Origin of the sequence: Shewanella sp. SR43-4, from assembly GCF_014163845.1 — a bacterium.
Lineage (GTDB): Bacteria > Pseudomonadota > Gammaproteobacteria > Enterobacterales > Shewanellaceae > Shewanella > Shewanella vesiculosa.
On sequence record NZ_JACJEB010000020.1, the window covers coordinates 1 to 15,036 of the forward strand.

General features: G+C 43.8%; 14 protein-coding genes. All 14 read right to left on the reverse strand.

Features of this window, described 5'->3' with window-relative positions; genetic code table 11:
• Positions 1 to 213: 213 nt before the first annotated feature.
• Positions 214 to 1,026 carry an alpha/beta fold hydrolase gene (locus H5123_RS18020; RefSeq protein ID WP_182698848.1) on the reverse strand — a complete coding sequence of 271 codons (813 nt, stop codon included), beginning with the start codon at positions 1,024 to 1,026 and terminating at the stop codon, positions 214 to 216.
• 22 nt (positions 1,027 to 1,048) lie between these two features.
• A complete protein-coding gene (locus H5123_RS18025) occupies positions 1,049 to 1,414 on the reverse strand; it encodes a hypothetical protein (protein WP_165870084.1) in 366 nt (121 codons plus the stop codon).
• Between the two features lie 142 nt (positions 1,415 to 1,556).
• Positions 1,557 to 3,149 carry an ABC-F family ATPase gene (locus H5123_RS18030; RefSeq protein WP_124016207.1) on the reverse strand — a complete coding sequence of 531 codons (1,593 nt, stop codon included), beginning with the start codon at positions 3,147 to 3,149 and terminating at the stop codon, positions 1,557 to 1,559.
• Positions 3,150 to 3,507: 358 nt separating this feature from the next.
• Positions 3,508 to 4,458 (reverse strand): hypothetical protein, encoded by a 951-nt coding sequence (locus H5123_RS18035; protein WP_182698849.1) that lies wholly within the window; start codon positions 4,456 to 4,458, stop codon positions 3,508 to 3,510.
• 190 nt (positions 4,459 to 4,648) lie between these two features.
• Positions 4,649 to 5,569: a M14 family metallocarboxypeptidase gene (locus H5123_RS18040; protein ID WP_182698850.1), complete on the reverse strand. Its 921-nt coding sequence runs from the start codon at positions 5,567 to 5,569 to the stop codon at positions 4,649 to 4,651.
• A 38-nt stretch (positions 5,570 to 5,607) separates the two neighbouring features.
• The gene (locus H5123_RS18045; protein WP_182698851.1) at positions 5,608 to 6,597 is read right to left on the reverse strand and encodes a DMT family transporter; all 990 of its coding nucleotides are present in this window, start codon (positions 6,595 to 6,597) and stop codon (positions 5,608 to 5,610) included.
• 10 nt (positions 6,598 to 6,607) lie between these two features.
• Complete coding sequence (locus H5123_RS18050) at positions 6,608 to 6,811, reverse strand: hypothetical protein (RefSeq protein ID WP_124016276.1); 204 nt, start codon at positions 6,809 to 6,811, stop codon at positions 6,608 to 6,610.
• Positions 6,812 to 6,949: 138 nt separating this feature from the next.
• Positions 6,950 to 7,708: an SDR family oxidoreductase gene (locus tag H5123_RS18055; RefSeq protein ID WP_124016210.1), complete on the reverse strand. Its 759-nt coding sequence runs from the start codon at positions 7,706 to 7,708 to the stop codon at positions 6,950 to 6,952.
• A 12-nt stretch (positions 7,709 to 7,720) separates the two neighbouring features.
• A complete protein-coding gene (mmsB, locus tag H5123_RS18060) occupies positions 7,721 to 8,620 on the reverse strand; it encodes a 3-hydroxyisobutyrate dehydrogenase (RefSeq protein WP_124016211.1) in 900 nt (299 codons plus the stop codon).
• Between the two features lie 13 nt (positions 8,621 to 8,633).
• Positions 8,634 to 9,752: an enoyl-CoA hydratase/isomerase family protein gene (locus H5123_RS18065; RefSeq protein WP_182698852.1), complete on the reverse strand. Its 1,119-nt coding sequence runs from the start codon at positions 9,750 to 9,752 to the stop codon at positions 8,634 to 8,636.
• Positions 9,752 to 10,534, reverse strand: a complete 783-nt coding sequence (locus H5123_RS18070) for an enoyl-CoA hydratase (protein WP_182698853.1) — start codon at positions 10,532 to 10,534, stop codon at positions 9,752 to 9,754. The genes H5123_RS18065 and H5123_RS18070 overlap by 1 nt, the downstream gene beginning before the upstream one ends.
• Before the next feature lie 72 nt (positions 10,535 to 10,606).
• Positions 10,607 to 11,764: an acyl-CoA dehydrogenase family protein gene (locus H5123_RS18075; protein WP_182698854.1), complete on the reverse strand. Its 1,158-nt coding sequence runs from the start codon at positions 11,762 to 11,764 to the stop codon at positions 10,607 to 10,609.
• A gap of 198 nt (positions 11,765 to 11,962) precedes the next feature.
• The gene (locus H5123_RS18080) at positions 11,963 to 13,456 is read right to left on the reverse strand and encodes a CoA-acylating methylmalonate-semialdehyde dehydrogenase (protein WP_182698855.1); all 1,494 of its coding nucleotides are present in this window, start codon (positions 13,454 to 13,456) and stop codon (positions 11,963 to 11,965) included.
• Positions 13,457 to 13,618: 162 nt separating this feature from the next.
• Positions 13,619 to 14,812: an acetyl-CoA C-acyltransferase gene (locus tag H5123_RS18085; RefSeq protein ID WP_182698856.1), complete on the reverse strand. Its 1,194-nt coding sequence runs from the start codon at positions 14,810 to 14,812 to the stop codon at positions 13,619 to 13,621.
• Positions 14,813 to 15,036: the final 224 nt, after the last annotated feature.

Genomic DNA, 15,036 nt, shown 5'->3' on the forward strand with positions numbered 1-15,036 from the left:
ACTTAGCACTTAAATTAAAATTAAACTTTTATCGTCTCTAGCAGTAAAAACCAGCTAATACCTAAACTGATTACTATCGTGTTGGTTAGCGCTCGCCGATGATTATCAACTCCTGTTTCAAGGCTGACTTCAATGACAACTTATTTCACCTGCCCCAAGCTGATTTAGCCTCGTTCGCCACTAACTAGTACTCAGCAATAGTAAACCGATACACTATTGCTGCAATGCTAAGCAAAAATCACTAATCAGTTCGGGCCAATCATCAACATCATCCATGGAGTTAGCGATATGCAGTTTGGCATTCGGTAACGCCTTTTCAAGTTCAATAGCTGTTTCAATGGGATGAGCATCATCATCTTGCCAAGCAAGAATTAGCGTTGGCACCCTAATGCTGGCAAGTTGCAGCTTACTTGGGAGGTCATTTTGAGCAGCCGCGGTAAATAACTGACTTAATGTCTGGCGTTTCATCGACTTTAGTCCATCTAACATCCCCAAAACACTGTGCTTGTGGGCATCGATTAACCAGCGAGGTAACATCTTGTCTAAATGCTTGGCATTCATTTGGGCTAAGCCTTTACCGCCAAGTATGCGTGCGGCTTTGGCTATTTTATAATAATAATTAACTTGATTGGCTCTAGCCTGCCACGCGATAGGCGGGGTCATTAAAATGAGTCCTTGAATGCTTTGGGGATTGGCCAATGCTGCATACAAGCTGGTTGCACTGCCCATGGATTGACCACCCAAAATCATTGGTGTCGGAGCTTGATAATGCGCCGCGACCCTCAACATGTCTTTCGCAAGAGACGGCCAAAGGTAATCGTCAACAGACTCACCCGCAGTAGATAATCCATGACCGATTGCATCATAACGAATAAGTTGTAACTTTTTAGGAAACCGATGCCAAGCATACACGCCAATAGCATCTTCACTTTGCATGCAGCCACACAGACCGTGGGCCCAAACCAAGGCTTGCCCCTTACCGCTAATGGAACAATTAAACTGATTGATATTAAATTGCTCTGTCATGGCCTGTGGTTCTCCTATCTGTCTATCCTTTTACAATTTCAATCAATCTATTAATAAATAATATGATTGCATCTGTCGTATCAAACCTAAATGCTAAACCGTAATGAATTTCACTTAAGCCTTTGTTACGGCGTGTTGGAAAACGAGTCATTTGAGCATTGTGGTAATAATCGTATTTGGCATGGACGCCATCAATAGTGGCCAGTTCAGTAGAAAAAACCTCAAATGCCGGACGAATGATCAGTAATGGGGTTTTACCTTCAACATGTAAATAAACCGGCTCTTTTAACTCAGGAAGCATGTATTCGGTGACATTCTTAATATTAAAATTAGTACGACATTTGAGTTCATTCAAGGTTGATGCAACTTGTTCAAGGGTGATGCTCATAAAGTGGATGCCTGTGCTGGGTAATGTCATTGATTTATATCACTAGAGTATATGGCTTAGCTGAATAAATAAAAACAAAAAGCCCCGAACAAATGTTCAGGGCTAATGGTGTTAGTGCGATATTAGTAACGATAAAGCAGAATTATGCGTCAATACCTTTACTCGCCAAAAACTCGTCGTATGTGCCTTTGAAATCGTTAATCCCTGTCGGAGTCACTTCAAGAATACGAGTGGCTAACGATGATACGAATGCACGGTCATGAGATACGAACATTAATGTACCTTCGTACTTTTCAAGCGCATTGTTTAATGACTCAATCGATTCCATATCCATGTGGTTGGTTGGCTCATCGAGTAATAAGATGTTCGGCTTTTGCATGATAAGTTTACCGAAATACATACGGCCTTTCTCACCACCAGATAGCACTTTGACTGACTTTTTAATGTCATCGGCACCAAACAACATACGGCCTAGAATACCGCGTACCGATTGGTCATCGTCATTTTCTTTGCGCCATTGACTCATCCATTCGAACAAGGTCATGTCATTGGCAAAATCAGCTTCATGATCCTGGGCGTAGTAACCAATATTGGCATTTTCAGACCAATTAATGGTGCCTTCATCTTGTGGGATGTCGTGTACTAAAGTACGCAACAAAGTCGTTTTACCGACACCGTTTTGGCCCAAAATAGCAATCCGCTCGCCCACTTCAACCATAAGGTCGAATTTACTAAATAACGGAGTATCGTAACCTTTAGCTAAGTTTTCAACAACCAAGGCATTACGGAACAATTTCTTTTCTTGTTCAAAACGAATAAACGGGTTCACACGGCTTGATGCTTTAATATCATCTAGCTTAATTTTATCAATTTGCTTGGCGCGTGATGTCGCTTGCTTAGCTTTAGATGCGTTAGCAGAGAAACGCGCAACGAAGGTTTGTAACTCTGCAATTTGTGCTTTCTTCTTCGCGTTGTCACTCATTAAACGTTCACGAGATTGCTGTGCAGCCATCATGTATTCGTCGTAGTTACCTGGGAACACGCGTAATTCGCCGTAATCTAAGTCAGCCATATGAGTACAGACTGAGTTTAAGAAATAACGGTCATGCGAAATAATGATCATGGTGCTGTTACGTTGGTTCAACATATCTTGTAACCAGCGAATAGTATCGATGTCCAAGTTGTTGGTTGGTTCGTCAAGTAACAGTAAATCTGGGTCGGAGAATAATGCTTGCGCCAAAAGCACACGCAATTTAAAACCTGGAGCGATTTCGCTCATTAAGCCAAAGTGTTGTTCGGTACCAATACCGACACCTAAAAGTAAGTCACCGGCACGAGATTCAGAGGTATAACCATCCATCTCGGCAAATTCCATCTCAAGTTCAGATACTTTAATACCGTCTTCTTCGCTCATTTCAGGTAAAGAATAAATACGGTCGCGCTCTTGCTTTACTTTCCACAACTCACGGTGGCCCATGATCACAGTGTCTACGACAGAAAAGGCTTCGTATGCAAACTGGTCCTGGTTTAATTTACCCATACGTTCGTTAACATCTATTGAGACGTTACCACTTGATGGTTCTAAATCACCGGCAAGGATTTTCATAAAGGTGGATTTACCACAACCATTCGCGCCAATTAAACCGTAGCGATTTCCGCCACCAAATTTGACTGAGAGGTTTTCAAACAGTGGCTTAGCGCCAAACTGCATTGTGATGTTAGCTGTTGTAATCAAAATGAAATTCCAAATCGTGTTGTGTGTTGAAGCCGATATCAAATTATAGTGTATTCGCTCAAGTTGACATCTATATGACTCAAGCAAGCAAAAATGATATTGAAACTAGAATACGGCAAAGCCGAGGTAAATACGAAGCGCGATAGTGTAAGGATTTTTGGCCTATTTATCAACCTAGCAATCAACAATAGCGCAGACAAATACTGGCCACTTTTGAGATACAAGCAAGTATATGCTCACCATAATGCATATATCAGGGACGATAAATACACCAAGGTGGCTTAACACCGAAAACATCAATATGTTTTCGGTATCAATGATAACCGTGTGAAGTATTTAGTAAAAATATTGCCTCAGCTTAGGCGCTTGCTGGATCTGTTACATGGTCTGGGTGAATTTCTGCTTGGATAAAGCAGTTTTGTAGCACTTTTTTCGATGGGTACATACTTGCTGTGCTATCAATTATTTGCGCATCAAAATCGACAACAATAGGAATAAAATGGCTCGCTTTGGTGATTTTACGCTGTCTTAATTTTTTCAATGCGCTGATATCGGCATTCGAAGGCGAATGGTCAAAAGTAAAATACAAATAATGAATCGTATTTTGAGACTTCATTCCGAGCACTTTCTTTAACTCTACTAAGCGAGTCACTAATTGCTCATTCTGTGCTTGAACCTGCGCAATTGAGACTTTACTCATATCAAATACGGATATTGAAATAACACTATTGATATACTTTTGCGCCGCAATAAACTCAAGCCCTTCAAACTTAGCTGAACCGTCTGTCTCGAGTGTTGATGGCGCTAACTCTACAAAGCCGTTGCTATTGATTAAAATGTCTTTTAAACGCTCACGGGCTGTCGGCAATGCACTAAAATACGCCTCTTTCTTGCGAATATTGTGTCTCATGTAACCCGCTAGGGCACCACAAAGCACTAAAAAGACGATTTTGCCACCAATACGATGCCAAAAATCTAGGTATGGCGCATCCGGTAAAGTAATCCCGGCTTCCAAGGTTAGCGCTTCAACCTCTAGTGGCATCAAATCAATGTATAAATCATCTTCTGGCAGCATGCCAGCAAAACGGCCATCATAATTCCACAGTGGAATAAATAATACTTCAACCGATTTATAGATATAGCCAATATCGACGTTATCACCCTCTGGTGTTTGAAATCGTTCGTCATCGGGAAGTTCCACTAGGGTAATAATGTTTTCCCCACCAAAAGAAATTAATCCCGCTTTGGCATGCGAAATATTAGCGGTTATAAGCAAGCAGAATAGCAATAGTAAGAAAATATTTTTCATTTTAATCCTTTATGAATAAAAAATAGCTGATTAGTGATCAGACTAAGCAGTGAACAGCGGAACCACAAATTGTAATCGCAATGAGTCTTTTAGATTCCCTTCATACAAAGACTCATCGCTATTATACTAAAAAATGCTCAGACAACAACGCCATAGCGCTTATAGTTGCGCGACTAGCCTAGGAGCATTTTTATCGTTTTAAATACTCAATAATGTAGTCTAATCCACCAGTGATAGCGGCGACTTGGGCATCGTTACATTCTTGCGCTGTGACCAGAGGACTATCAGGATACACTTCAGTCGTGGTGTTAAAGTGATTGTCAGTGATACCGGCGCATAAACTGAGTTTTTTTACTGGATAGTTAATCACCCCAAATTGCTCAATCGGCACTTCAATTAGTTGCCCATTATCGTCTGGTGCAATATGGGTCACTTTGGCAACGGAATCGATTATCGCTTTTTGAAATGCGGGAGTTGGATTATCACTGTCACCCACCAAATAAAAACCGTCAGGAATAATGCCTTTATCATAATCAACGCCATCGCGAGCAGACAATACTGGTCTAAACTCTATCTCATCAGTATCGGTCGTTTCATGTAAATCAATATGTGCATATACCTCACCGAGTGTGGCCACAAATGCCATTAATGCCGCTGATTCTTCCGCTGGACTGTTAGGGTAAAAAGAGCGATTAGGATCGATGGCTTTTGGGTTCCAACGATTAATAGTTTCATAACCCCACGGGCTGATACATGGCGCAACCACCACATTAAAATACTGAGCGTAATCTTGCGCTTTAGTGGCTAAAAATTGAATGGCACCTTGTACACCACTGGTTTCATATCCATGTACGCCGCCGGTGATCAAAATGGTTTTTTTAGTACTGTCCCACTTGAGTGGTTTAAAACCAAATAAAGGATACTTGTCGACGTCATAAGATAACGCGCCATACTGTATTTGCTCAAATTGAGCCGCAAGCGGGGTTAACTTACTGACCACTTCATCTTGATATGACCGCTTGATAGTCACTTGTGCTAACCATTGGGCTTTGTGATCATCGGTCCATTTTTGTCCAGGAATGCCAATTGGATACGCTGTTGAATTGCTCATATAACCTCGTTAATCGTTTGTTTTATTGAGTTAATCTATTACGTTAGTTTATTTATTGTGACGGATTTAGGTTTAGCTAAAATAACTAAGCCTATGCCTAAAAAAATGATACTGGCGGAAATACTAAGATGAATACTGATCACTTCATCTAAAAATAGTACCCCGCCAAAGGCGGCGATGACAGGAACGGTCAGTTGTAATACTGCCGCATGTGTTGCTGTTAACCCACGTAAAGCTTGATACCATAATGCGTAGCCGACGCCAGATGCCAGCCCACCTGACAATACGGCCAATAAAATGCCTGCGGGCGACAAGATAAGGTGATTCATGGGTTCAACAACGCTAAACAATGGCAGTAACCAGACTACACCTATCATTGCCGCAACTAACGGCAAGGTGCGAATAAAATTATAGCCGGTATCAAACAGTGGTTTGCGCGACTGTTTACCCAATAACGTGTAGCCACCCCAAGCACAGCCACTGAGGGCCATTAATATTAGGCCTATGATTGAAGGAGCGCTGACGCCCGGTAAAACTAAATATCCAAAACCTGCAAATGCCAATGAGGCGCCAATAACCTCGAGTAAGGTTAACCGCTGGCCTTGAATATAACTCATCAGCATCATACTCATTTGTACTGCAGCAAATAAAATTAATGCGCCAGTTGCGGTATCAAGAAGCACGTAAGCGTATGAAAAAGTGACCGCATAAATGAACAGTAATCCCGCAGCGAGAAAGCTGCCGTGACTCGCTGATATTGCTGCCTTGGTTTTATTGGCAGCACTTTTATTAACGTCACTTGTATTGGTGTGGAGGCGACGGGTTCGCAATAACATTAATAGCCACAACACCAACGCCCCTGCTGTTAAACGAATAGCGGTAAAACTGCTTGGATCAATTAATGGCGTGGTTTGCTGAACTGATAATGCCATGCGGCACAATACCGAATTAGCCGCAAATGCGACCAGAGCCACTAGGGTATACAAGGCCACAGAAAGCGTCGATAAATATGCTAATAAAACAGACATAGACAGGCGACTATGCTTTTTTCTTAAAGGTAAACTTTTGCACAAACCACTGTATTACCCCGACTTGTTGAACGTGAGTTAAGCCAAAATAAACACAGATCCATGGAGAGATAAGTAAAAACCAAGGTAACGCAGCTGTCGAGCGACCTGAGAACTGTAAATATAAAAAGCCGCCGTAAATAATAATGACGCCGAAGATCCCCACTATTAACATGATTTTTTTAAGCAGGTATTCTAATTTGGCCACGTAATTAATCCTTAAAAAGTAAAAAAGTCACGCCGAGATAATACACATGGTATTCACTCGGCGTGACGGCATCATAACAAACTGATTAAGCGAAATACTACCGGCTTATAAACGAATACCGCCATCAATTTCAAATACTCGGCCGTTGACGTAATCATTTTCAATGATAAAACGCACTGTAGAGGCAATTTCTTCCGGTTGGCCTAAACGACCGACGGGTACCATTTGCTCAAGGCGTTCTAATGCTTCAGGCTTCATTGCTGCGGTCATTTCAGTGGCGATAACACCAGGCGCAACCGCGGCGCTGCGAATATTGTAGCGCGCTAACTCTTTGGCCCAGCCGACAGACATAGCTGCAACGCCAGCTTTAGAGGCTGAGTAATTAGACTGCCCCATGTTACCGGATTTTGCTAAGCTAGAAATATTAATGATAACCCCAGCTTGACCAGTCTCAATCATGGCTGCAGCGGCTTCACGACCACACAAAAAAGTACCGGTTAAATTGACGTTAATGACGGACTGAAATTGTTGATATGACATGCGATCAACGACTTTGCCGTCTTTCGCTTTAACCATTAAGCCGTCACGTAAAATACCTGCATTGTTGATTAACACATTCACTTGGCCAAAATCTTCAACAATAAATTTAAAACCAGAAACGACGTCTTCTTCATCAGTAATGTCTAAGGCGTAACCTTGTACTTCAGTGATTGAACCTAAATCAGCACAAGCCTGTTCAAGTTTGCTTTGGTCGACATCGATAAGTGCCAATTTAGCCCCTTGTGCAGCCAAATTTTGCGCCATTGCCAGACCTAATCCACCTGCTCCGCCAGTAATGACGACAACCTTATCTTTTAATTCCATCAACTGAATCCTTTATTTTTTCTTTGAAAACTGTTCAAAAATACTTGAAAAATCGCGACGGCCATTGCCTTGACGAGCATGATTAACATATAAACTGCGAGCCAAAGATCCCATCGGTGTGCTTGAGTTAGACGCGACGGCCGCTTCTTGCGACAAGCCTAAATCTTTTACCATCAAATCGACCATAAAGCCGCCTTGATAATCTTTCGACGACGGTACATTTTCCATCACATCTGGGCATGGATTATACTTTTCGAGAGTCCAGTTACCGCCACTGCTGACTTTCATGATATCAGATAGCACTTTAGGATCTAAACCATTATCCAAACCTAATTGCAATGACTCGCTAGTACCGACCATCAACACAGATAACAGCATGTTGTTACATATCTTGGCAATTTGCCCAGCACCCACAGCGCCAGCATGAAAAATATTGCCGCCCATAACAGTCAGTACGGTTTGCGCTTGTTGATAAGCTGAGTCACTACCACCACAAATAAAGGTTAAGCTGCCGGCGGCTGCGCCTGCTGTGCCGCCAGAAACGGGTGCATCCATAAACTCTATGCCTTTTTCGCAAGCTTTAGCTCCCACTAGACGGGCACTATCTGCATCTATGGTAGAACAATCAATTAATAGTGCATGCTTTGACACAACATCAAGCAGGCCTTTATTGTCATCGTCACCTAAATATAAGCTGCGTACATGTTTGCCAGCGGGAAGCATGGTTATCACAAAATCGGCAGCGGCTGCTGCGCCACAGGCGGTTTTAGCGCTTAATGCACCTTGATCAGTTAGCGCTGTGACTGCGGCCGGGTTTAAGTCAAACACTGTGACTGTCATACCCGCCTTAACTAAGTTGGCCGCCATTGGGCCGCCCATATTGCCTAAACCAATAAATGCTACTGTTGCCATGTTGATTATCCTTTTATAAAAAGTCTGCTAATGGGTGCTTATCTGCGGCCCAAGGAGATGTGACAAGTTGGGCTATTTTGCTCGGTTCAACCGCTTCAACATCGGTAAACAGCCATTGAGGGTTGCGATCTTTATCAATCAGTAATGCCCTTACACCTTCACAAAAATCTCCCATAGAGCAACAATTAACGCTAACACCCAGTTCCCACTTGAAGCATTCGGCTAAGCTCAGCGCTGAACCTAATGCCGCTTGAGAAAAGATCAGATGCCAGCTGATCGGACTCCCCGCTAATGCTGTTTTCTGCGCGCGTTTAAGCCAATCAAGCTCAGTATTTAGCGTCGATAATTGGTGATGAACATCCAGAATGTCACCTGTCATTAATAAATCGATTTGACTTTGAAATTGTTGTAAATGACTGGTTGTAAGCGACGCTAAATGCGGCTGTGTCATACCAGAAAGCAAATCGCTCAATAGCTGATGATTTGTATCGTTATCTTGGCTCCACGTTAGTTTGGCCATAGCATCAAACAGCGGCTGTTTTTCATCGCTGGTTAAGTAATAGTTACCCAAGTTAACGTACAAGGCGTCTGAGGCATTCATGTTGTAGGCCGTTAAGCCTAGAAATAAGCCTGTTTTTCCTGGCATACGATTTAAAAAGTAACTGCCACCGACATCGGGATATAAACCAATGGTGACTTCAGGCATCGCAATACGACTGCGCTCAGTCACAATGCGATGACTACCACCAGCCATGAGTCCTAATCCGCCGCCCATGACAATGCCGTCGCCCCATACCAGCACAGGCTTACCAAATTGATGCAGTAAGTAATCCAGTTGGTATTCTTGGGTAAAAAATTCACAGGCTTCATCGGTGATGTTATTGGGATTAGCGATAGACGCATGGTAAATCGCACGAACATCACCGCCAGCGCAAAAAGCCTTTTCGCCAGCGCCTTCGATAACCACGCAAGCAATACTGTCATCGTTTTTCCAGCGCGTGAGCTGGTTTTGCATCGCAGCAACCATGTTAAGCGTTAATGCATTAAGCGCTTTTTCGATATTCAGGGTCACTACGCCAATAGATTGGCCAGATAGTGTGCCTAACGTTTGAAATATTACCTCTTGAGTCATTAGCTATTCTTCCAATTTGCGGCGCGTTTTTGTAAAAAGGCGTTCACACCTTCAGCTTGATCTTCACTGCCAAACAGGTCAACAAACAATTCACGTTCAAGCGGTAATGCCTGACCCCTTGGCATTGTACGCCCTGCATTTATCAGCGTTTTACATGCACTGACACTGCCAGGAGACTGTTTAGCCACTTTAGCGGCTAATGCGACTGCTGCATCGAGGGCTTGGCCTTGTTCAACCACTTCTTCAATCAAACCAATTTTTTCAGCTGTGGCTGCATCAATCCGTTCACCGCATAAAATCATCCGTTTCGCCCAGCCCTCGCCCACTAGTGCGGTTAAGTTTTGGGTGCCACCGGCACAAGGTAATAAACCCACAGTGGCTTCTGGTAGCGCCATTTTCACTTGGGTTTCAGCAATACGTAAGTCACACGCTAATGCGACTTCTAAGCCGCCACCCATTGCATAGCCATTAATGGCCGCGATTGATACACCGCGAAACGCACTTAAGGTTTCAAAGGCTTCACCAAAGTGTTTGGCCATGTTAGCGGCATTTTCTTTATCACCGTCGGCAAATAAGTTTAAATCGGCACCAGCAGAAAAAAACCTATCGCCTTGGCCAGTGATAACAAGCGCGTAAACATCCTTGCGTTGATTTAATGAAAGCACGATCTGTTTCAACGTTTGTAAACTGTCAGCTGTCCAGGTATTGGCTGGCGGGTTGTTCAACGTCAAAATAGCCGTGTGACCAATTATGTGTTCCAGTATATTGGTTTGAGCAGTCATAACCTTATGTCCTTATGTTAGTAATCATTTATGGATCATTCAGTTGTGGATCAGTCAGCAGTGAGCCACCCGTTACAGGATAGGATGTGCATCGCTGGCTAACAAACGACGAGCAATAATTAACCGCATGATCTCGTTAGTGCCCTCTAAAATTTGGTGCACACGTACATCGCGGAAATGACGCTCTAATGGATATTCACGAATGTATCCGTAACCACCATGAATTTGCAGCGCACTGTCGCACACTTGAAAGCCCACATCGGTGGCAAAGCGTTTTGCCATGGCACAATATGCGCTAGCCTCAGGGTCTTGAGTGTCGAGTTTAAATGCCGCTAAACGCACCATTTGACGTGCAGCGACTAACTCTGTTGCCATATCCGCTAATTTGAACTGTAGTGCTTGAAAAGCCGCTAATGGCTTACCAAACTGTTTACGCTCATTCATATATTCGGTCGCGCGCGTCAAGGCCGCTTGTGCAGTGCCAATTGAACAGGTGGCGATATTAATTCGTCCGCCATCTAAACCTTTCATGGCAAAGGTAAAACCTTGGCCTTCTTCGCCAAGTAAGTTAACCGCTGGGACGCGCACGTTTTCGAAGCTGATCATTCTCGTCGGTTGGGCGTTCCAGCCCATTTTATCTTCGGCTTTTCCGTAAGTAACGCCTGCGGCATCGGCTGGTACTGCAATGGCAGAAACCCCTTTAGGGCCAGCTTCACCGGTACGGCACATCACCACTAAAAGCTCAGTTTCACCCGCTCCAGAAATAAAGACTTTCGAACCTGTGATCACGTAATCGTCACCATCACGCACCGCTTTAGTTTGCAATGAAGCAGCGTCGCTGCCAGCTCCTGGCTCAGTTAAGCAATATGACGCCAATAACTGCCCTGTGGTTAAGCCTTCTGACCACTGTTGGCGTAAGGTTTCAGTGCCCCAGGTAGTGACCATCCAAGTGGCCATATTATGGATGGTTAGCATTGCTGTGGTTGTTGTGCAGCCATGGGCTAATTCTTCAAAAATAATTGAAGAATCTAACCGAGACAGGCCCATACCACCTTCTGATTCTGGTGAGTAAAGTGAACAAAAACCCAGCTCACCGGCTTTTTGAATAACGTCTTTAGGAAAATGATGTTCTTCGTCCCATTTGGCGGCAAATGGCGCCAGCTCTTCTGCTGCGAATTGACGGGCTAAATCAGCAAACTGACGCTGATCTTCATTTAAATTAAAATCCATACTGGAGTCCTTATATTATCTTGGATGACTCTCGGGTCATTTGATATTTTGCCCACCTGCAGCTTGAGCTACTTAGTCATTAAATGATGATGTTTGGGCTTACGACATCACCATCCGATGGTGCGAGTCAAAATGGTCTTGTTGTATTAGCAGATAAAAATAACCGCGATAGGTTTTATCATACCGCGGCCAATAAGCTTATTTGAGGTCAATACTCATGTTAGGACCGCTAACCGCTTCTGCATCAAACCAGCGTGTGGTAATGGTTTTGGTTTCAGTGCAAAAACGTACAGCTTGCTTACCATATGCGTGTTGATCGCCATAGAAACTGCCTTTCCAACCAGTAAACGAGAAGAAAGGTAATGGCACAGGAATAGGAACGTTAATCCCCACTTGGCCTACTTCAATTTCATGTTGATATTTACGCGCTGCGCCGCCTGATGCGGTAAAAATTGAGGTACCGTTACCATAAGGGCTGTTGTTAACCAGTTCGATAGCATCGTCTAAGTTATCCGCTTCCATACAACACAGTACTGGACCAAAAATCTCTTCTTTGTAAATGCTCATGTCTGTGGTGACATTGGTGAACATGGTTGGGCCAACCCAGTTACCAGACTCATAACCTGCAACAGTGAAATCGGTTCCATCGAGTAAGCAATCAGCACCTTCTGCTTTGCCTTGAGCAATCAGTTTTAGGACACGCTCTTTTGCCGCAGGGCTGATAACAGGGCCGTAAGCAGCATCTTTGTCATCCCATAAACCAGGACGAACCTTAGCTAACGCTTCTTTTAATTCAGGGATCCACTCTTTGGCTTTACCGACAAAAATAGCTACTGAAATGGCCATACAACGCTGACCCGCAGCGCCAACCGAGGCACCGACCATGTTATTGATCACTTGTTGCTTGTTCGCATCAGGCATGATCACACAATGGTTTTTTGCCCCTGCAAACGCTTGTACCCGTTTGAGATTATCAGTGCCGGTTTTATAAATATATTGGCCCACACCCACAGACCCCACAAACGAAATCGCTTTAATGGCTGGGTCTCGTAGTAAAATATCAACCGCGCTTTTGTCACCATGGATAAGTTGTAACACGCCTTTTGGTGCGCCCGCTTCAACAAATAACTCCACTAAACGTTGTGGCGTCATGGGATCTTGTTCAGACGGTTTTAAAATAAAGGTATTACCACAAGCAATTGATAACGGGAACATCCATAATGGGATCATCGCAGGGAAGTTAAACGGAGTAATACCGGCACACACACCTAATGGTTGCGTGTAGCTATACGTATCGATATTACGAGCAACGTTTTCAACCGTTTCACCCATCATTAACGACGCAACACCACAAGCATGTTCAGCAACTTCAATCCCGCGCCATACATCACCTTTAGCATCTTCAAAGGTTTTACCGGTTTCTTGCGCTAAAATTGTCGCTAATTCGTCGTGATGCTCTTTGAGCAAATGTTGGTAACGCAACATAACCCGAGCACGTTCAGACACGGGAACTTCTTTCCAGGTTTTAAACGCTTCTTTAGCACTGTGAATAGCCAGCTCGACTTCGGCGGTAGTAGCGCAGTTTATTTTTGCGATAACGCTGTTGTTAGCAGGGTTAGTCACATCAATATTGCGATCGCCGCTACCAAAGGTGAATTCGCCATCAATATAATGCTTAACTTGTGTAGTCATGTGGTTTTCCTCGATCCTTGAACATCTATGAGTGAGTAACATCACTCGTATTGAGTTATTGCACAGGTAATGCCGTTTATTATGTTTGTCAGTCTCACTCATTGAGTGGCTGGATGTACATTTACCTGCGCAGTGGTCTTATTGAACTTAGCGAGTGTGGCTTTATTCCACTTCTATCGCCATCGCGGTGGCTTCACCACCACCAATACATAGTGATGCCACGCCGCGCTTAAGACCACGGGCTTTTAAGGCATAAATCAATGTCACTAATAAACGGGCGCCAGAACAACCAATTGGATGACCTAATGCACAAGCACCGCCGTTAACATTGACTTTGCTGTTATCTAAACCAAGTTCAGACACGGCAAGCATGGTTACCATGGAAAATGCTTCGTTAATTTCATATAAATCAACGTCATCTTTACTCCACTGCACTTTTTCGAACAGTTTTTGCATCGCGCCAACAGGAGCTGTGGTAAACATTGATGGTTCTTGCGAGTGAGTCGTATGGCCTTTAATGGTCGCCATAACGGTTAGACCTAACTGAGTGGCTTTCTCACGGGTCATTAACATCAGTGCCGCAGCGCCATCTGATATTGAACTTGAGTTAGCCGCAGTAATGGTGCCGTCTTTAGTAAAAGCAGGACGTAAGCTGGGGATTTTTTCAGGACGAGCGTTTCCTGGCTGTTCATCGATATCAACACTGATATCACCACCGCGAGCACTTACGGTGACAGATACCACTTCATCTTTAAACGCTCCCGATTGAATCGCTGCATTGGCTTTTTCCAGTGATGACAATGCGAAAGCATCCATTTGTTCACGGGTTAAGCCAAAATCATCGGCCGTTTTTTGTGCAAACGTGCCCATAGCGCCTCCAGTGTAGGCATCTTCAAGGCCATCTAAAAACATATGGTCCATTACTTTACCGTGACCCATACGCATTCCGCTTCGAGCTTTGTCGAGTAAATATGGCGCTCTGCTCATGTTTTCCATGCCGCCAGCTACGACCACTTGGCTGCTGCCGGCTTTAATTAAGTCGTGAGCTAACATGACGGTTTTCATACCTGAACCACAGACTTTATTCACTGTTGTGGCACCAACACTTAGAGGTAAACCGGCACCTAATGTGGCTTGACGAGCTGGTGCTTGGCCAAGACCAGCAGGCAACACACAGCCCATTAGCACTTCATCTACGCTATCGGCACTGATCCCCGTTTGGGCTAAAAGGCCTTTAATCGCCGTGGCCGCTAACACTGGCGACGCGACCTCAGACAATGCACCTTGAAACCCACCCATTGGTGTACGCTTCGCGGCAACAATAACGACATCTTGACCTGTTTGCTCTGTACTCATAACCACTCCAATTCACTGCGCTTTAAAAATTATTGAAAATAATATCACACCACTTTGACGTTGACGCTAACGTAAAGCAAGTAAAAAATGGTCTAAAAGGTGATGTTAATCTCATGGCGTTGTCATCGAAGATTTACACTGGATAAAAAAACACTAAAAATGGTAGCTAACTAACTGTTTATAAATTAGTTATTATCAGGAGGTCTTACTGTGGAAAATTGGAT